This is a genomic window from Chryseobacterium sp. (assembly GCF_019236175.1).
Lineage (GTDB): Bacteria > Bacteroidota > Bacteroidia > Flavobacteriales > Weeksellaceae > Chryseobacterium.
On record NZ_JAFAJM010000020.1, the window covers coordinates 99,432 to 119,119 of the forward strand.

The following is a 19,688-nucleotide window of genomic DNA, read 5'->3' on the forward strand; positions in this document are numbered from 1 at the left end:
AGATTTTATACTCCCATGTAATAATATCATTTTTTCAGTTGTTTTTAATATTAAATTAGCACCATAAAATAACCATAGAATCAATTCTTTATATATGAAAAAAACGATACTGCTTATCCTATTTTTTTTATCACTCAATATGTTTGCACAAAACAAAAAAGAATTCCGAAATGACCTTCAAAAGAAAATAAATCATTACCTAAAAGAAACAATTGAAATTAATGAAATTCCCGGAGCTTCAGTCGCCGTTATTAAAAATGGAAAGATTATCTATCAGCGATATTATGGGAAAGGTTCTCTCGAAAAAAATACAATGGTAGATCAAAATAGTATTTTCAGATTATATTCTACCACCAAATTAATTACTGCGGTTGCTATTTTTCAGCTTATCGAAAAAAATAAAATTTCCCTGGAAGACAAAATTTCTAAGTATTTATTTGATTTGCCTAAAGAGTGGCAGGATGTAAAAATCAAAAATCTGGTAACCCATTCTTCCGGGTTGCCGGATATTGTAAAATTTGAAGATATTCCCTATTCTTTAGATGAAAACGAAAAATGGATCAGATTGTACAAAAAACCCATAGAGTTTAAGACGGGCGATCATTACAGTTACAATCAAACCAATTATTGTCTACTCACAAAAATTATTGAAAAAATAACAGGTTCTTCATTTGAAGATTTTGTGTTGCAGAATCAGTTTCCAAATGTAAAAAAAGGAGTGGTTTTTTCAGCCAATTCATCAGCATTTATCCCGGGAAGAGTCAATCATTATGTGTTTGATTTTAAAAAGAAAAGATACGAAAGGTTTAATGCTGATCATGGGAAAATTCACAATTCAGGAAGTGGATTAAATCTCACCCTCCAGGAATTTATAAACTGGAATGAAAGACTGGATACCAACAAACTTTTAAATCAGGAAACAAAAAACTTAATGTGGCAGCCCTTTGAGTTTGCAAATAAAAAAGACAAGTTTCTTTATGGCTGGAGCGAATACTCAACAAATAACATTCATTCTTTAGGGTTTAGCGGTGGTTACATGACTGCATTCAGAAAATTTACAGATGAAGATTTAACCATTATATTTCTTTCTAATGGATACAAATATTTTCATATTGAAGAAAAAGTGATTGACCATATCGCAGGAATTATTGATGAGAAACTGATCGATAAAAAGGCATGGGCCGAAGAAGAAATAACAAATGCTTTCTTCAAAAATGATTATACAAAAGCAATACAAACCTACCATGCATTAAAAAGTAAAAATCCTATATTAAATTTTGAAGATGCATTGCTAAACATTGCCTATACTTTAATGAATAGTGATCGTTTAAATGAGTCAATCAAAGTATTTGAACTCAATGTAAAGGAAAACCCTACATCATTCAATGCATTTGATAGTTTAGCAGAAGGGTATTTTAATAATAAGCAATTTGAATTATCAAAAGAAAATTATGAAAAATCTCTGGAGCTAAATCCCAAAAATGAAAATGCCAAAGAAATGCTTCTCAAAATCAATAATCTTATCAAAAAATAAAGCACATTCATTGAAAGTAATAGGAATCACTTTCCGTCTGAAGTCTTCCGGCTTTAAACAACAGCAATAAAAAATCCCAGCTTTCGTTGGGATTTTCTAAGCAAAAGAATATCTAATCCTTATGCCTTCATATGTTTTAATATCCAGTGTAAACATTCTTTAGAATCCATGATACTCCAGGAATGGGGATGTCTTGTCCCGTCCGGACGAATTCCACGATCATTGGTGATAACAAGATCAGCGTTTTTGTGACCTTTTAGTCGCAATAGATTAATCATAGCCGTAATATCTGCCACATTAAGGTCGTAAATATCCCTGCCTCTGTTTTCCATCTGCCATATAATCCCCGGTTCTGTATAAATCAGAATAGGGATATTCAGAAGATATTTTGCATTGCCACCATCTTTTTCACGATAAGAAAACATAGATTCTCTTAGGTAATTGGCTCTGTTTTTATCCGGTGTACCAATGGCATCAACCATTTCAGCAGTTAGATATTTAGCTTCATTAGTTCCAACATCAGAATAATTTCTTTCTATCTCTCTCTGCAACCTGTAATACATATTCTCGTAATCTAACGGTGCATCAAGAGCGAATACAGAATTGGGGATAAAATAGGTGTTTTTGTCCCTGATTGCTCTTTCAGCATAGGTAACAGCCAGCATACCTCCGCCGGAAAGTCCTCCAATTGATATTTTATCTTTAGAAACGTTATGCTTTTCCACCGTATCTTTTACCATTCTGTCTAAAAACTTCTGCTCTGTATGAAATCCAAAATCCCCGTCTTCCCAGGTTGGGAGTAATATGATAAGATTCTTTTCCAATGCCAGATCATCCAGATTAATCTGATTCATTACTTTTTCGCCATTTTCACCTCCACCGGGTAAAATAACAAGTATTCCTTCAGCTTTAGCCTTCGGAACTAATTTCAAATAATGGTTCTCTGTATCTTTAAAAGTTATTTTTTCAGATGTCTGTCCAAAAAGATGAGCACAAAACATTCCCAATAACAGAGTAAAATATCTGATTTTCATCATTAAATAGTTTATTACGAGTTTACATTATTTTTTCACCAGCTCTACTCTACGGTTTTGCGCCTTGCCTTGTTCAGAATTATTATCTGCAATAGGATTTTTGCTGCCGAAGCCCTCTGCTGAAAGTCTTGCTTTATCGATACCTGAAGTAGTTATCGCATTCAATACTGCGGTAGCACGGTCTTTTGACAGTTGGAGATTATGGACATCATTTCCGCTGTTATCGGTATATCCGTTAATAGCCAATTTTAGATTGCTGTCGTTTTTCAGAACTTTTGTGATTTCATCTACGGCTGTTTTGCCATCGGGTTGTAAGCTCGCTTTGTCGGTATCAAAATTAATATGCAATACGGCCTTACCTTTTGCATCCAATTCTTTTTTAATTTCATCAGATTTTAGGATGGAAATCGTTTGCTTAAACGGAGCTTTCTGTAGAATTTGTATTCCTCCGGTAGACGTATTTCCATACAGCTGAATATAAATATCATCGCCATTGGTTCTTCTGATGACATAGACTTTTACAGGTTCATTCCAATAGTCTATAGAACCTTCCTCGCCAAAGTATTTGGCGTCATCTTTTATTCTGTCAAGCTCCTGCTGAGAAACTTTACCGTCAAATATTTTTACACCGCCTACTTTTGTAATCGCATCATCATAGCTTTTCAGAAAATACGGCAATGACCATTCTTCTGTATTGCTTTTCTCGTTGACAACATAGGTTTTCCATACTTTACCTTCTATCGGGGTCATTACGCTGTTAAGTGGAAAAAACAACATATCATAGCTTCTTTGTACCGGTTTGTTTTGGGATTCCAGCCCTTTGGGAAAACTGAAAAAAGGAAGATCACCCACCTCAGCGGTAGAAACCGGTATGGAATTGATATCAAAACTGTTGGCTCCTCCCGAAGATTTTTCTGTAGCAGTAGTATTTCCTATGGCGACAGGATCTTTCGCAGGATCTGTTTTTTGTTCAGCTTTTTTGTTACAGGCAACAAGCAAAGCGCCTATGGACAGAATAATCAGGGTCTTCTTCATATTAATAAATTTAGGTTTTTGGTGTATAATTTTTTTTAAAAACAGCAAGGAATAGAATAACACGAATCCTTCTTCATCAAAATCGTCCGGTCTATTTTCTGTACTATTTTTTTGCGGCACTAACTTACAAATAAAATACGAATGGGAAAGTACCTATATTTAAGGATTTTAGTGATTAAAAAGATAATGTGCGGATGATTTTTTTGACGCAAAGATTTCATTTTTGAAACCGTTGATGGTAAGAGAGCAAAGAACAGAATCAACTTTGTTGATTCGTTGAAGCGTGCGTATAAGCATACCGCTTCATTAGCGACAAAGTCGCATCACTTTGCCTCCTTACAATAAGACGGAATTACTCATGAACTTTGTTGCGTTTAATCTTTTAATCAAAAAAATTCCAAGTGTGTTCCTGGATGATGTTCTGACGCAAAGCTTTTATTTTTGAAACCGTTGATGGTAAGTGAGCAAAGCTTAGCATCAACTTTGTTGATTCACCGAAGCGAATGGATAGGCATACCGCTTCATCAGAATAAACACCATCATGGCCAATATTAACCTCCCAATTGATATATGGATTATGAGCTAATCCATTTTCCGTATGATGATAAACTTTCGCTTTTTTTAGAATTATAGAATCATTATTACTAATTCCAGTATTCTTCATTCCTACTTTTTCAAATATATTTTTTTTCAAAAAAACCGCATATTTTTCACCAGATACTTTTTCAATAATCTTACCTAATAGATAATAACCAATATTGCTATATTCACTTTTAGTACCTGGCGAAAATTCGTAAGGTATTTTTTTTATTTCATTATAGGCAGAATCAGCAGATATGGTACTTAAAGCCAAATCTTTAAATCCTAAGGAAAGTCCGGAAGAATGTGATAATAACATATGAATGGTAACATTTTCAGCATGGGGATAATCTGGAAGAAATGTACTTAACTTATCATCAAGGGATAATTTTCCTCTTTCTACTAACTGAAGAATTGCAGCTGCTGTAAATTGCTTTGTTACTGATGCCAACTGAAATTTGGTGTCTACTGTGTTTTTAATATTCCATTCGTAGTCTGCCAAACCATAAGCCTGCCGCAACAACACCCTGTCTTTTTTAACAATCAGAACGGTACCGCTAAATCCATTCACGTCTTTCTGGGCATTCATATATTTTGATAACTTATGGGAAAGATCGTTCTGATTCTTTGTTAAACCGAGCTCTTTCTTCATCGTTTTGGTCTGGGAAAAACCTTTAAAAGAGAGTAAGCTCATTCCTAAAAGGAATATTAATTTTGAATTTTTCATATAAGGTATAAAATTGTTTGCAATAGCTAAGGAGTCTTTTTATCTATTTCAAAACCGTATCATAAATTTTATTCAACAGATCCTGTCTTATTTTTGAGTTTCTCTGGTCAAGAAGTATGATAATCCCCCATTTTTTATTCCTGTTGTAGCCAATAATCGAAGACTGCCCCATAGAATCTCCTGATTTCACATAAATGGTATTTTTATCATCCGTCACAACATTCAACCCTAGGCCCATTTCTCTTTTCTCATCTTTATACACTATTCTTTCAGCGATGATTGATGCCTTTCCTACTGTTGTTTCTTTATTGAGAACTGCTTTTAAAAAAGTAACCATATCGGATGTATTAGATTTTACCAGTCCGGCTGGTGCAGTAATATTCCATTTGAAAAACTCCTGAATTCCTCCATTTGGATTGTGGCCAGTTGTTATATTTTTTACATTAAAGTCCTTAGTTAATGTACCTTTCATGTGTAATGGTCTAATCATTTTAGCTCTGATAATTTCATCATAACTCTTATCATATACCTTTTCTAGTATCTGTCCCAGTAGCGTATATCCAATCGTAGAATATCTGTATTTACCATAATCTTTTAACTCAGTGCAGGTATTCACCAATGAGGTTAATGTACTTTGGGTTACGTTGCTTACCGGCTGCTGTGGGTTCATTTCTATCAGTTGGGCAAAATCTATATCAGGTAAACCGGATTGATGGGATGCCAGATCTGAAATTTTAATTTTATTTCTAAGATTCTGTTGCAATACATATTCTTTAGGAAGGAATCCGTCTATATAATCATCCAGCTTTAATTTATGATCTAAAACAGCCTGAGCAATTAAGTTTGAAGTCAGGATTTTAGTGATGGAGGCAATTTCGAATACAGAGTTTTCATCAATTTTTGTTTGACTTTCTGCATTCAAATTACCATAGGCCGTATAATACTCTTCATTGTTATTGACAAAGCCAACACTAATTCCTATTTCAGGATTTTTTTTATAATTATCGCTTATGATAGAATCAATTTTTTGGGAAACGTTTTGTCCAAAAGAGAAGCTGCTTACCAATAATGCGATTGCTAAGAATTTTGATGAAGTTTTCATTGTATCGTTTTTTTGTGTTAAAAATTATTTCGATACAAAGATGTGGGAGAAGAAAAAACTATGCGACCGAATAAAAGTATTCAACCGCATTTGCAGAAAAAAATAAGTACAAATCTTTACAAAAAAGAGTACGAATAATTACAAATGACTATTATTCAGATATTTACGATATTGAGTCGGGGTATTCCCTGTATGTTTTTTAAAAGCAGTATTAAAGGAAGATTTTGAATTAAAACCAACTTCGTACAAGATTTCAAGGATCGTTACTTTAGTCTTGGTCCTATCTTTTAAAATATCCATAGCATTCTCAATCCGATAGGTGTTCACAAAATCATAAAAATGCTGTCCAATCTGATGATTGATTAAAAGAGACAGATTACGAACCGGAATTCCGATCTCATTGGAGATATCCTGAATGGTGAGTGAAGAATTAAGAAAAGGTTTTTCCTTCTCCATATACTGTTTTAATTTCAAAAGCTCTTCATGATATTCTCTTTCATCTGTTGTTGGTGGTTCACTGTTTTTTTCTTCTGAAATAATCTCAGAAACAAGCTTTAATTTTGAATCAATATTTCTAAAAAGCTCCGGATTATTTAATGCTTTGAAAAGGTACCAACAAAAAATAAAAAGAGAAGACACTAAAAGACTAATCTTTAGCCATTCGGAAATATAGGGATAATCGGAAAACTTAAAGACGTTTTTTAAAAGAACCACCATGTATATAGCAGTCAATACAATAGTAAATTGAAATAGCCAGTTGTAGGAACTGATATTTTTCCCAGCATAGTTTTCAAGATAAAGCTTCTTTGATTTTCTTAACACTCTAAAAACCGCTATAATATAAAATACGATCTGGATATGTATTAAAATATGATTGAACTGGAACTCTATCATATTCTGACGATTCTGAATAAAATTTATTTTCGAGACTGTATCTACGGTATAAAAACGCGGCAGTAAAATGAAGTTGGCCACTAAAAACGGAAGCAGATGCAGTAAATATTTCGGCTTAAACTTAAAATCAGAGTAACAGACTGAGATTATATAGAGATAAAAAACCGGAGTTTGCAGGAAAGCGAAAGAGCTCCTAAACATTCCAAGGTTTGATGGGCCATCAGCTATCATATTAAACAAAGGCTCGCTAATGTCTATCGCATTTAATATCAGAAAAGCAGCAAACAGAAAATTACTTATTTTGTAATTTGTTTTAACTGTAATCATAAAGAATGCAAGGAACACTGAAATGAATAAAGAAATAATAGTCACAATAATTAACAAATTAATATTATCCATCCTTTATTCTTATTTGCTTATGGTTATTTTTATTTAAAGATTTTATTAAAGTTCTATTAGTATTTCCAGAATTAGAATCCAATATGTGCAAATATAAAAATTAGATTGATGCTGTTTCATTTTTTTAATATAAAATACAGCCTCTAAATACAAAGAGTCTTTATTAATTTCAATAGAAATTCAATAATAAGCATTCAAAGAAAAACAAACTCTATCGCCAATCAAAGTTTCTGGTTTTTGTCTATGTACACTCCTGAAAACCAATCAGAAACCACACACCACACATATATTCCCGGTCCTCTATTCTTTGGGCAGAATCTTAACCTTTCTAAAAGAATTTCACTGTTCATTTCAATGGGTATTTTGCATGCAAAACATTTCCGTAATTCAAAGAGCATTGATTTAACTTAGAATTAATTGTACATAAAATACAGTATTTATACGTAATCATAAACATAAAAATTAAAATAAATTTGTCACATGAATGACGACGTCTAACTATCTTATTATCACAGCATAATGAAATATATTAAACCTCTCTACATCAAAAAACTAAAAATTCAATACCCAGAAAACATGAAAATTAAACTACTTTATTCTCTGATCACTTTATGTGTAACAGCAGCAACCACATATGCACAGATAGGGATCAATACAGACACCCCACAAGCAACATTAGACATTGCAGGAAGTACAGATCCTAATATGAAGGACGGTCTTCTACCCCCCAGAGTTTCTAAACAGCAATTAGCCGCCAAAGATACCGGAACTTACGGAAGCGATCAGATTGGCGCCATTGTTTACATCACTGATATTATTGCACCAACCGGAATTACGCCAAGCATAGCGCAGGTAGGCAGTATTCATAATACCGGATATCATTATTTCACGGGGCTACAATGGGTGGCTATTTCAACCAATATTTACAATTCGGATGGAAGCCTTACGGGAAATCGGGTGGTAACACAAGATGCCAATACTTTAGCATTTACTTCAACTTCTGTCAACGGTTTTTCTGTTGACGGGACCAGTCTGTCGGTAGATGCAGCCAATCACAGAGTCGGGCTCGGAACGGCTTCTCCTGAAACAAGATTTCATGTCGTCTCTACCGTACCAACCTCGAACCGGTATAATTTGATTGATGCTACAGCCGGAGCCAATCAATACGGAATTGTAGCTTTAAGAAATACTTCTGCTTTAGCTACCGGAAATTATTCATTACTTGGTTTTACCAATAGCGGACCATCTTCAGGAGGAGCCAACTGGGTCGTAGGATCCGTTCGTACAGGATCATTATTAATCAATGGTTCGGAAGAAGATTTCTATATTGGAAACTCTACCGGAGGAGGCTTGATTGAAAGAATGAGAATCAACCCGATAACCGGAAATGTAGGTATAGGAACATCCTCAGCAACAAACAGACTTCACATCAATGCTACAAACCCTATAAGACTGGAAGGGCTGCAAGGTGCTTCAGGTACTGTAGGAAGCTTATCTGTAAATAGTACAGGAGTTGTACAATTACGCAATTCATCCAACATAAGTGCTGCTAGAGGTACCGGCACAGTGATCATAACATTAAATAATACCTTTACCAATACAGCCACTTCTGCAAAAACTTTTGATAATCTGAATGAAATGTCAGGAAATACTTTTACTGCAAATGCTACAGGATTATATAAGGTTGATTTTATGATTAATTATCCCCAAAGAGCTGCAACCGAAGACGATGGTGACGGATATATGGGATATTCCCAAATCAGTTTAAATGGAATCCAACAGTCATTTACCAGTACTAAAGTGACTCTACCGGAGGTAAACGGAGCTGCAAGCTTTGTTACATGTTCTAATTCAACCGTGCTAAAGATGAATGCAGGACAGGTTCTTTCGTTTCAGGCACTTACTTTTGGATCCACCCCAAATTCAACGAATATTGTAGCTTCTTTCACCATCAATGTCGTTCGATTAGAATAATCGTTTAAACTAAAACACAACAGGTAAAAGTTCCCACTTACCCTGAACAGGCAAAATTCTATTAACACAAATAAAAAGAACATTTACATTGCTGTAAATGTTCTTTTTTGTTGGAGAAACTCAACACTGATCCGGCACTGATCCATAAAGTATAATACCTATCGTGATTTCAACATGGTTAATCACCTTTATGAAAAAAATAAAAAGAGGTTGTCTCAAAAATCTCCTTCTGAACACAGGCTGAAAGTCTGTGAACGCAGTTCATAAATGCAGTGAAGAATCTCAAACGACTGATAAACAATAAGACTCTTCCTTCGTCAGAAACCGAAGATTCGACATAGTCAATGGCAAAAGCCAAATTATTTGGCTTTTGAGACATCCTCTTTTGGCTATGACATTTATTTATTCATTATTTTATCATATGAGATGTCATAAAACCTTTTACCAGATCTTTATTCTATCTTTTGGTTCTTTGTACATTTTGTCACCAGGCTTCAGGTTGAATGCTTTATAAAACGGCTCAAAATTCATTAATGGTCCCAAAACTCTCCATTTATCCGGGGAGTGAGTATCCACATTGATGAGCTGACGGGAGAGTTCATCGGTCATTTTCGTACGCCATGCATTTCCCATGGCCAAAAAGAAGCGTTGGTCCGGTGTAAATCCGTCAATTTTCTTATCTCCTTTTCCCTGCTCTGTCATTTTAAATGCATCATAAGCAATCGCAATTCCTCCAAAATCAGCAATATTTTCCCCAGTGGTTAATTCACCATTCACATGAAGATTATCAAGAATCGTGAAGCCGCTGTAGAGTTTTTGAATTTGTTTTACCTTTTCATTGAACTTGTCTTTGTCTTCTTTCGACCACCAGTTTTTCATATTTCCGTTTTTGTCATACTGAGCGCCCTGATCGTCAAAACCATGGGTTAATTCATGGCCGATGACCATCCCAATGCCACCGTAATTAACGGCGTCGTCCGCATCTTTATCAAACATCGGATATTGTAGAATGGCAGCCGGAAAATTAATGTCGTTCAAATAAGCATTATAGAATGCATTCACGGTTGACGGTGTTGTTATCCATAAGGTTTTGTCCACCGGTTTCCCCAGCTGGGATAATTGAAATTCAAAATTGTTTCGTTTACAGGCTATCGTATTTTCAAAATATTTAGTCTTATCAATATTCACTTTACTATAGTCCCTCCATTTATCCGGATATCCGATTTTTCTTGCAATAGCATTCAGTTTTTCTTCTGCTGTCTTTTTTGTAACATCACTCATCCAGTCCAGATTCCGGATGCGGTTGGCAAAAGCTTTGGTAAGATTGGTAATCAGCTCATCCATTCTTTTTTTTGCTTCCGGTGGAAAATATTTTTCAGCGTACAGCTGCCCTAAAGCATCACCAAGCTGGGTATCGGTAGCGGCTCCCAAAAGCTCCCATCTCGGTTTTTGCTTTTTCTGACCGGTTAAAGATTTTCTGTATTCAAAAGATGCTTTTTCAAAATCACTGCTCAGCAGATCTGCATAAGAATTCAGCGAATGGGCTTTCAGATATACCTTCCAGTCCGAAAGCGGAACTGTTGTCAACATAGAATTCAGCTTATCATAATACGCAGGCTGTTCCATATCCAATGATTCCACTTTTACCCCTAAAGTGGTGAAGAACTGTCCCCAGTTCAGATTAGGCTGAGTCTTTTCTATCTGGGATAAGGTCACTTTGTTGTAATTCGCTGCCACATCACGAAGCTCAACATTTGTTTTATGGGATGAGGCCAGATTTTTTTCGATATTATAAACAGTTTCTGTGTTTTTAGCAGCGGTTGAAGCGTCCGAGCCTGTAAGCTTAAACAAAGTGGTCAGATAGTTTTTATAAGCCTCCTGAACAATTTTGGTTTCTTTATCATCTTTAAAATAATAATCCCTGTCAGGAAGTCCAAGCCCGCTCTGAGTCAGCCAGGCAATATTCATAGCACTGTTTTTCTGATCAGCATATACCATAAAATTAAGGAGACTTTCGGTACCATTCATTTCTTCTTCCGCCACGAATTTCATAAGTCCCAGTACAGATTGGATAGCATCTATTTTGGTTAGCAGCGGTTTTACAGGTTCAACCCCACGTTTGTTGATTGTTACAGAATCCATTCCTGAGGCATAAAAATCACCTGCTTTCTGCTGAATGCTTCCGGCTTTCCCCTGATTTTTTGCAGCATCTTCCAGAATAGATCTTATTCTTTTCTTTGTTGAATCTACAATATCATAAAAGCCACCCACATACGTCTGATCACCGGGTATTTTTGCTGTTTTCATCCAGTTCCCGACTGCATATTCGTAAAAATCGTCACCCGGTTTTACTGATTTATCAATGTAACTTGTCTCAATAAAATGTTCACGGGAAGCCTCAGTTTTATCCTGTTTACAGGCAATAAAGCATAGGACAGCGATTCCCAATGTTGCAATAGTCAGATTTTTTGTTTTCATATTTTTTGATTAGTAAATTTTTATCATTGGTATTTTTCAAAATTCCAAAGTCTGATGGAATCTTAAAATCCCCCTATTTTGTACCAAATGTATCAAAATATTGCATACAAAACAGATCACTGATTCCGGAAATTTATGAAACCGGTAAATACATTACAAAAATATCATTCATCTACAAATCACAAGCCTGAGGAATAGGTTATCTTTACATTCTCAAATTACATCAATTATGAAGTTAGAATTATATCAGATAGACGCCTTCACAGAGGAAATCTTCCATGGAAACCCTGCGTGCGTTGTCCCGTTACAAGAATGGCTGCCCGATGAGACCCTCCTACAAATAGCCCGTGAAAATGCTGTAGCAGAAACCGCTTTCTTTATTGATAATGGTGATACCATTCACCTGAGATGGTTTACTCCTGAAATAGAGATGGATTTATGCGGACACGCCACTCTTGCTACCGCTCACTGCCTAGCTTCCATCTTAAAATATCAGAACGACAGAATTGTTTTTCAGACCAAGAGCGGTGAATTGACCGTTGACGTAAAAGACGGGGTTTATTATATGGACTTCCCGTCAAGAATACCTGAACCGGCCTCTCTCCCTGATAACATCGCCCAATCTCTCAATATACAGCCTAAAGAAGTCTTCAAGTCAAGAGATTATGTGCTGGTATATGAGTCCGAGGAAGACATAAAAAAGATCCAGATTGAAAGATCTGTTTTCGACCTTATTAATCTGGATCCGGGAGGCGTTGTTGTAACAGCAGCGGGTACCGACAGTGATTTTGTTTCAAGATATTTTACCCCGCAGTCATCCATTCTTGAAGATCCTGTAACCGGCTCTGCCCATTGCTCACTCATTCCGTTCTGGTCATTAAGATCAGGAAAAGATCAGCTTTTTGCCCGCCAGTTATCAGAAAGAGGCGGTGAGCTCTATTGTGAAAACAAAAATGAAAGAGTGATCGTGGCTGGCAAAGCCAGAACCTATTCTACAGGACATTTATGGATAGAATGATATTCTCCTGATCAGGCTGTATATCCCTGACAATAAGGAAAAATCCATCATTTATTTTTAATTTAATCTGAAAGACCGCCATACTCTGAAAAAACATCTATTATTCAGACAGGAAAGTTATGCCCTATTGATCCTTTATTTCCAAAAGGCATCACGTTACATGATATTTAGCATAATCCTCTCTGCAAGGATTTCTTTTACCTATTTTTACGTAACTATACATCTACCATAACATGAGAAAAATCGTATTCACCGGAATCATAACTTTAGGAGGATTTCTGACAACACAAGCACAATGCAAAACCGTATCTACCCTTACAGAGAATTTCGATACATGGAAAGATATCAACAAATGCTGGACTGCCCAACAGGGAAAAGCAATGCTGTATGCAAGTGATAAAAAGGTTATATTTTATTCTATGAAGGATCCCCGGGAAAATATGTATCTGGTAACTCCAAAAATTAAAGCGGGAAAATATACCCTTAGTCTTGATCTTTCAGACAACGGCGGAGAAACTACACTGGAACTGTTTTCAATCGGCAATACCTCCGATACAAAATCATATACTTCAATAGCTAAGCCTGCGAAGATAACCGGAAATAAGAAAGTATATACCATTTCTCTGAAAAAAGATTCTTATCTGGGACTGAAAGTCTTACTTAGCGGAGTGCATCAGGCAGTTTATATGGATAACTTTTCTCTGAAACCGGAAAAATAAATTACATTCCGGTTATTAGCCGGTACTTTAAAAACTTCATCAATACCATTATTCACAATGAATTATTTTATATTTAACGCCGGAAACATAAAATAACTCATGACTACTTCTGTTGCAATTATACTCGGATTATTAATCTCGTTCACAATCATTTATATCATCCTGAATCTGGAAAAATTCAAACCGAAGAAAAAATCCGAACATCAGGAACTGATCGACCAGATTCATTCAAGAATTGCAAAAGCCAACGGGGCATCAATTGAGCAGTTTTCCCTTGAAAATAAGGCTTCAGAAGATCAGCAAAAGAAAGAAAACTATCAGAATCAGGAATTTGTAAATAAAAACTGTACAAGGATTGAAGATTTCATCATCAATGATGAATTAAATTCGTATGATTTAAGGAAACTTGCAGACTTAAATGGAATTCAGCTGCAAATTTCAGCAGGCTGGTATCCGTTGGTTATTGATCTTATCAGGGAACTTAACGATCACGGATGGGACAGGAAGGTATCCTGTATAAAAGAAAAATATGCCGAGTTAAAATTTTACACCCATCACGAATATGCAAGCGAGATCTACACAATCATTGAAAAATACGGTGCAAAATCTGAACACATCTGTGAAACATGTGGTGAAAGAGGAGAAATCAGATACCATACCGACTGGGATTATGTCGCATGCAGAAAACATTATTTAGAAAATCGCGGAAAAATAACCCCCGAAGGAGAAGGCTTTCAGCATAACGGAAAAAAATACCTCTGGAAAGAAATACGCCATGCTGTTTTAGAAGATCTGGACTATTCTCAAAAATACCGTTTTGTGATATTAGAATTCAGACACAATACAATCAGTCACGCCGGCTGGAGTGATAACAAACTTTATATTTCTAAAAACCTGATAGGTTTCGGAAATTTTCTGAGTTCTCTGCCTGAAACACTCCCGAATCCGGACCGAAATTATATTCAACAATTTGAGAATCCGAAATTTTGTGAATGTTGCGGATACAAAGCCGTTTATCAAGATAAATGTGAATGCTGTGAAAATGAAACCTGGAAAAGTAATCTAAAAAAACGGAAAGAAAAAGACACGGAAGAAAGAAAACTTGATTTTATTAAATACCAGCAAATTTCCTGGACAATAGATGAAGGAGAAATCTATGAAAAAACGCAAAACAATTATCAGAAAAATCCTGATTACCGGATTCTATTTACTCCGGAAGAACTGAAAGAATACGAAGAAGCCTAAATACAACTCCAGATAAACAATAAAAAAATCAGAGCAGAAAACGATCTACTCTGATTGATCCCTGATGTATTAATCAGTTATTTTTTTTCAGAATCTGTTACGAGTTTTCTGAATACATGATATCTTTTTCAGTCAGTACTTTTGGATTTTTCTCATATACAGGTATTCCTCCTACCCAGGTTTCCGATACCGGAATATCCCGCATTTTCATGTATTGTGAGGATTGCGTATTCAATGAAAGAGGATTTTCGTCCAGTATCACGAAATCAGCAAAATGACCTTTATGTAATGAGCCCACCCATTTATCTGCATAACATTGCCATGCCGCATCATAAGTAACGGCAATCAATGCCTGCTCAGGAGTAAGACATTCCGCACTGTTTAAAACTTCAATATTTCCGGGCTTCTTTTCCATGATTCTGGTAATCGACTGTTCCATCATTCTCAAAGGACCCAGCGGGCTTACCTCATTATCGCTGTGAAGAGAAATTCTCATACCGGCAGCAAGAGTAGAGCCACAAAGATCGAGCATCTGCGCTTTTTCACCGAATATCACCTCCTTAAAAGCATATCCCCAATAGCCTACATGGCCGATAAGGAAGCTTGGCGACACCCCCATTTGCAGCATATTGGTAATCTGATCTGCAGTCAGAAGTGAGCAGTGTTCTATACGATTACGAAGCTCCGGGCCTTTATACCGGGCAAGTGTACGCTGATAGGCATTGATAGCGAATGTTACCGCCTGGTCGCCATTAGCATGAATCATCAGCGGCCAGCCTTTGACAGCTACCGCAGTATTGATGAGTGTATTATAGCTTGGCGGAATCGTATGTGCAGGAATACCTGTCTGTGGGAAATTAAATACTCCTGTAGGATAATTGGCTTCACACTTATACCGAGCACTCTGATAACCGGTCAACCCCTGGTTTGAACCATCTGAAACGATTTTAATATGCCCACGGTATGCCTGTTTATATTCTTCAGGCTCTCTATACTGATGCAGTTTATCAACATCTTCCTGACCGGCACAAAGATATGCCCCGCCCGTTCTTACCAACTCATCATGAGTCTTAAAATATAATTTTAAAAGAATTTCAAAATTTTCATCCAGTCCGGCATCATACATAAAGGTAACCCCTCTTTTATTAGCCTCCGCAAAAAGTTCAGTGAGGCAGTGATTAATATTTTTACTCATACGAAGGATCTGCCCGCGTACGGTCTGTAACGCAGGTCCCATTTGCAGGGCTTCCTGTAGCTGACCCTGGGTTTCCTTAATATAATTATCAACCGTTCCATATTCCTGACTCACCTTATCATTATTATTGAATACATATTCAAAAGCTTTAGTGTTTAAATAAAGTGTATGCATAGAAGCGCTCAACAATATGACAGGTCCTTTATCATAAATACCATCAAGCACCTTATTATCGATCTTCTGCAGCTCATTTGATCCCACAAAAGGCATTAATGACGGATCCAGTCCTCTTCCTAAAATAACCTCTCCGTTTTTAAAATCCCATTTCTTAAGCTCTGATTTAACAAATTCCAAGTCATAATCAGCCCGTAAATTCTGTTCTTTAAAAGGACCTACATCCATCCATCCGGTCTTCATCATGGCTGCCGGAACGATATGAACGTGGGGTTCAATCAGCCCGGGAAGTAAAGTTTGCGTTCCGGTCAATTCTCTTGTATGATATCCCGGATGACTCAAGGCCATATAGGCTTTCACATAGTCTTCTTTACCGGTTATCACCACTTTTCCGTTAGCAATACCAATAGCATCTACAGACTCTGTTGATCCGCCGATCATAGGCAGGATCGTTCCGGTTCCTTTACTGATTACCAGATTCAGTGGGGCTTTGCTGGTCTTATTCTTGATCACCTGTTGTATTTTTTCCAGGTTTTCCTGACTAAAAAGTTCTTCTTTAAGAATTTTTAAAACAGGATTGTTACAGGCGCAATGCGTGCAGCCATGAGTGTGGTTGTGTGATTTTTCCATAGGATTAATTTGGTTTAAGTGAATGGTTACGTTTAATTCTGCCGGTATCTATTTTTAATTATATATTTCTTTTTATGCCATAGAAAATCCGGCCTCTCAAAAGACGAAGCTTATTATATAATTTAAATAAATAAAAGATTATTTTAAATAATTACACTTTAATAACTGTAATAGAATACATAATTCTCATTTATTTCCGTTTATTAGTTTTACTTTATAAAAGTATGGAAAAATATTCTTTCAAAACAAATTTTATCACCGATTATTGATTAATATTTTCTATCTAAAATTTTAATTATCAGTACGTTTTACTTAAACCTGCTATAAGAGCTCAAAACCAGCACCTTTTTACCTCCTTGCCAATACAAGAAATGATAGGCTGAATAAAGTCATGAGAAGATAAAAAACATCATGCCCACCTGCTTTCCTAAACAAGTGTTTACTTTTTTATTATCATTAAGGTTCTTATTTTGAATCCAGATAATTTTTCAGGTCTGAAATATTTGTAATCTTAAGTTCCCTGGCCTGTTCTCTTCTCATCATCAGAGCATACGCATTATTAAACCCCAATGGATTGAGCCATTTAATCCCATATTGCTTCTGAAATTCCAGATTCACATAATCAAACGTTTTTCCGGGACTTTTAGAAACCTCTTCTACCGTTTTTGCAGAGGGTCTCAGCAAAACCAGAAGCCCGGTTCCTGTATATTCGGGATAAAAATCTATCGCATCGTTCATTAAAGCATCGAAGCAGATTTTTGTTCCGCCCAGACCTGTTTTGGTTTCCACTTTATAATCTGTATAGCCCTCAATAAGGATTTTATACATTTCAGTAAGAATGTACTGTTCGCCGAAAATTTTGGACCCTATTTTTATAGTTGGGGAGTTTTTTCCTTGGCGCGGAACTTTATATAAATTTGTTTTTATCAGAAAGTCTCTGGCGATTTTTTCAGGAGTCTGTTTGAGATAATCTGATTGATAGTTCAGGTCTGTCATGATGGAATCATTCAATTTTCCTGACAAAAGATTCAGTGTTTTTTCAAGATCCGGAAATTTCTCCAGTGTTTTTGTTTTGATAACCGGAGCAGCAAAGTAAGGCGGAAAAATCTTTTTATCATCTTCCAGAACGTACAGATCAAAGGCTTTGATTCTTCCGTCTGTAGAATAACCGCTGATCAGATCCAGTTCTTTTTCATATGCTGCTTTGTACATGATGGCATCACTTACCACAAGAGGATGGACATTCAGTCCATACACCGAGCGCAGTCCCAGATCTCCGTCCTGTCTTCCCATAAATTCAGGGGTAAAGCCAGCTTTAAGTTTGGTATCCGAAACGGAAGTCACCAGATAAACTATGCCCATAATGATCAATACACCCGGAATAATATAGGGTAACTTTTTGACCAGCCGATAACCCGATTTCTGTAAAACAGCAATCGTCTGATCTAAAAAAACTGCCAGTAACGCTGCCGGAATAGCTCCGGCCAGAATCATATGTGTATTATTAAGAGAAATTCCGCCAAAAATAAACTCACCCAACCCTCCTGCCGCAACAAACGACGCTAAGGTAGCCACTCCCACATTGATTACTGCCGCTGTTCTGATTCCGGCAATGATCACCGGCATAGCTAAGGGAAGTTCAACTTTGAGAAGCAGTTGTTTTCTATTCATTCCCATTGCTTTTGCGGCTTCAGCTACCGTTGGGCTTACTTCCGTAATTCCGGTATAGGTATTTCTGATGATAGGTAAAAGTGCGTAGATCAGTAATGCAACAATGGCAGGAGTTGCTCCTATACCGAAAGCGGGAATCATAAAACCAAGCAAAGCAATACTGGGAATAGTCTGTAAAATTCCGGCGAGCCCTAAAACAGAACCTGATAATTTTCTTTTCCGGGCGATTAAAATTCCTAAAGGCAGCCCGATTATAATAGCCAGAAATAAAGCCAGAAAGGTAAGTCCCAGATGCTGAACAATCTGGGTGAGTAATTTTTCATGTTGTTCTATAATAAACTGCCAAAAACTCTGTCCGCTCATAGAATCTGAAATTTTCGGTATTCATTAAAAGCTTTAATCAGATTTTCGTAATCTTCGGAATGTATCATATCTACACTCAGCTGCTGCAGAGCATCCCAGAAACGGGTATGTTCTGAAAACTGAAACTTTTCATAGAAACCACGATCATCACTCCATGATTTTACATCTTTCAGTCGGGTGACTTTGTATTCCAGTAAAAGTCTGTTTTGGGCAAAAAAATCTTTAACAAAATTATTTTCCGGCTGGTACAGTATTTCTTTTGGGGTACCGGTCTGAATAATTTTTCCTTTATCCATCAGAGCTATTTTATGACCTAACTCAAATGCTTCCTGTACATCATGGGTAACCAGAATAATGGTTTTGCTTTTAAGTTCTTCCAATGATTTAAATTCCGAATGAATATCGGCTTTTGTGATATTATCCAGCGCTCCGAAAGGTTCGTCCATCAGTAAAATTGGTGGGCCGGCAATCAAAGCACGGGCAATTCCTGCTCTTTGCTGCTGTCCGCCGCTCAATTCGTGAGGAAACCGGCTAAGTATATCTTCTGAAAGATGAAGTTTATGCAATAGTTCCTGTATTTTTCCGGCCGTCTTTTTTTTGTCCCATTTCAGCAAATCGGGAACAACGGCTATATTCTGCTGAATCGTATAATGCGGAAACAATCCGGAATGCTGCATAACAAAGCCAATTCCCATCCGCAGTTCTTCCACCTTTTGTGAATGAATATTTTTACCATCAATGAAAATATTTCCTGAATCGGCTTCAATAAGCCGGTTAATCATTTTCAGCATTGTTGTTTTTCCGGAACCACTGGTTCCCAACAATACCAGAATCTCCTTATCATCTGCCTGAAAAGAGATGGTATCAACTGCCTTTTTCCCGTTAAAACTTTTTGAAACCGATTCTACTGTAATCAT

The 19,688-nt window shown here is 36.4% G+C and carries 14 protein-coding genes; 5 read left to right on the forward strand and 9 right to left on the reverse strand.

All coding sequences use genetic code 11. The features are described 5' to 3' along the window. Positions 1-94 precede the first annotated feature (94 nt). On the forward strand, positions 95-1,534 hold the full coding sequence (locus tag JO178_RS18835) for a serine hydrolase (protein WP_291939110.1): 1,440 nt from the start codon (positions 95-97) through the stop codon (positions 1,532-1,534). Between the two features lie 119 nt (positions 1,535-1,653). Here the strand turns inward: JO178_RS18835 and JO178_RS18840 are convergent, their stop codons facing one another. The 5 genes from JO178_RS18840 to JO178_RS18860 all read right to left on the reverse strand — a co-directional run bounded on the left by JO178_RS18840 (position 1,654) and on the right by JO178_RS18860 (position 6,905). After that, positions 1,654-2,571 carry a hypothetical protein gene (locus JO178_RS18840; RefSeq protein WP_291939112.1) on the reverse strand — a complete coding sequence of 306 codons (918 nt, stop codon included), beginning with the start codon at positions 2,569-2,571 and terminating at the stop codon, positions 1,654-1,656. Positions 2,572-2,595: 24 nt separating this feature from the next. Then, the gene (locus JO178_RS18845) at positions 2,596-3,603 is read right to left on the reverse strand and encodes an OmpA family protein (protein WP_291939115.1); all 1,008 of its coding nucleotides are present in this window, start codon (positions 3,601-3,603) and stop codon (positions 2,596-2,598) included. Positions 3,604-3,985: 382 nt separating this feature from the next. Beyond that, positions 3,986-4,909: a serine hydrolase domain-containing protein gene (locus tag JO178_RS18850; RefSeq protein WP_291939118.1), complete on the reverse strand. Its 924-nt coding sequence runs from the start codon at positions 4,907-4,909 to the stop codon at positions 3,986-3,988. Between the two features lie 43 nt (positions 4,910-4,952). Continuing rightward, complete coding sequence (locus JO178_RS18855) at positions 4,953-6,011, reverse strand: serine hydrolase domain-containing protein (protein ID WP_291939121.1); 1,059 nt, start codon at positions 6,009-6,011, stop codon at positions 4,953-4,955. Positions 6,012-6,149: 138 nt separating this feature from the next. Next, complete coding sequence (locus JO178_RS18860) at positions 6,150-6,905, reverse strand: AraC family transcriptional regulator (RefSeq protein ID WP_291939124.1); 756 nt, start codon at positions 6,903-6,905, stop codon at positions 6,150-6,152. 975 nt (positions 6,906-7,880) lie between these two features. On the opposite strand from JO178_RS18860, the gene JO178_RS18865 reads away from it, so the two are divergent. Next, positions 7,881-9,278: a hypothetical protein gene (locus JO178_RS18865; RefSeq protein ID WP_291939127.1), complete on the forward strand. Its 1,398-nt coding sequence runs from the start codon at positions 7,881-7,883 to the stop codon at positions 9,276-9,278. A gap of 441 nt (positions 9,279-9,719) precedes the next feature. Here the strand turns inward: JO178_RS18865 and JO178_RS18870 are convergent, their stop codons facing one another. Continuing rightward, positions 9,720-11,756 (reverse strand): M13 family metallopeptidase, encoded by a 2,037-nt coding sequence (locus JO178_RS18870; RefSeq protein ID WP_291939130.1) that lies wholly within the window; start codon positions 11,754-11,756, stop codon positions 9,720-9,722. A gap of 229 nt (positions 11,757-11,985) precedes the next feature. On the opposite strand from JO178_RS18870, the gene JO178_RS18875 reads away from it, so the two are divergent. The 3 genes from JO178_RS18875 to JO178_RS18885 all read left to right on the forward strand — a co-directional run bounded on the left by JO178_RS18875 (position 11,986) and on the right by JO178_RS18885 (position 14,738). After that, a complete protein-coding gene (locus JO178_RS18875; protein ID WP_291939133.1) occupies positions 11,986-12,774 on the forward strand; it encodes a PhzF family phenazine biosynthesis protein in 789 nt (262 codons plus the stop codon). Positions 12,775-13,007: 233 nt separating this feature from the next. Next, on the forward strand, positions 13,008-13,493 hold the full coding sequence (locus JO178_RS18880) for a hypothetical protein (RefSeq protein WP_291939136.1): 486 nt from the start codon (positions 13,008-13,010) through the stop codon (positions 13,491-13,493). A gap of 99 nt (positions 13,494-13,592) precedes the next feature. Beyond that, positions 13,593-14,738 (forward strand): hypothetical protein, encoded by a 1,146-nt coding sequence (locus JO178_RS18885; protein WP_291939139.1) that lies wholly within the window; start codon positions 13,593-13,595, stop codon positions 14,736-14,738. A 97-nt stretch (positions 14,739-14,835) separates the two neighbouring features. On the opposite strand, the gene JO178_RS18890 is transcribed toward JO178_RS18885, so the two are convergent. The 3 genes from JO178_RS18890 to JO178_RS18900 all read right to left on the reverse strand — a co-directional run bounded on the left by JO178_RS18890 (position 14,836) and on the right by JO178_RS18900 (position 19,688). Beyond that, on the reverse strand, positions 14,836-16,737 hold the full coding sequence (locus JO178_RS18890; RefSeq protein ID WP_291939142.1) for an amidohydrolase family protein: 1,902 nt from the start codon (positions 16,735-16,737) through the stop codon (positions 14,836-14,838). Between the two features lie 465 nt (positions 16,738-17,202). Continuing rightward, a complete protein-coding gene (locus JO178_RS18895; protein ID WP_291939145.1) occupies positions 17,203-18,771 on the reverse strand; it encodes an ABC transporter permease/substrate-binding protein in 1,569 nt (522 codons plus the stop codon). Then, a complete protein-coding gene (locus tag JO178_RS18900) occupies positions 18,768-19,688 on the reverse strand; it encodes an ABC transporter ATP-binding protein (RefSeq protein WP_291939147.1) in 921 nt (306 codons plus the stop codon). The genes JO178_RS18895 and JO178_RS18900 overlap by 4 nt, the downstream gene beginning before the upstream one ends.

Coding starts and splice junctions, on each gene's coding strand:
- JO178_RS18835 (WP_291939110.1), top strand. CDS start 95: ATGAAAAAAACGATACTGCTTATCCTATTTTTTTTATCACTCAATATG.
- JO178_RS18840 (WP_291939112.1), bottom strand. CDS start 2,571: ATGATGAAAATCAGATATTTTACTCTGTTATTGGGAATGTTTTGTGCT.
- JO178_RS18845 (WP_291939115.1), bottom strand. CDS start 3,603: ATGAAGAAGACCCTGATTATTCTGTCCATAGGCGCTTTGCTTGTTGCC.
- JO178_RS18850 (WP_291939118.1), bottom strand. CDS start 4,909: ATGAAAAATTCAAAATTAATATTCCTTTTAGGAATGAGCTTACTCTCT.
- JO178_RS18855 (WP_291939121.1), bottom strand. CDS start 6,011: ATGAAAACTTCATCAAAATTCTTAGCAATCGCATTATTGGTAAGCAGC.
- JO178_RS18860 (WP_291939124.1), bottom strand. CDS start 6,905: ATGATAGAGTTCCAGTTCAATCATATTTTAATACATATCCAGATCGTA.
- JO178_RS18865 (WP_291939127.1), top strand. CDS start 7,881: ATGAAAATTAAACTACTTTATTCTCTGATCACTTTATGTGTAACAGCA.
- JO178_RS18870 (WP_291939130.1), bottom strand. CDS start 11,756: ATGAAAACAAAAAATCTGACTATTGCAACATTGGGAATCGCTGTCCTA.
- JO178_RS18875 (WP_291939133.1), top strand. CDS start 11,986: ATGAAGTTAGAATTATATCAGATAGACGCCTTCACAGAGGAAATCTTC.
- JO178_RS18880 (WP_291939136.1), top strand. CDS start 13,008: ATGAGAAAAATCGTATTCACCGGAATCATAACTTTAGGAGGATTTCTG.
- JO178_RS18885 (WP_291939139.1), top strand. CDS start 13,593: ATGACTACTTCTGTTGCAATTATACTCGGATTATTAATCTCGTTCACA.
- JO178_RS18890 (WP_291939142.1), bottom strand. CDS start 16,737: ATGGAAAAATCACACAACCACACTCATGGCTGCACGCATTGCGCCTGT.
- JO178_RS18895 (WP_291939145.1), bottom strand. CDS start 18,771: ATGAGCGGACAGAGTTTTTGGCAGTTTATTATAGAACAACATGAAAAA.
- JO178_RS18900 (WP_291939147.1), bottom strand. CDS start 19,688: ATGATTACAGTAGAATCGGTTTCAAAAAGTTTTAACGGGAAAAAGGCA.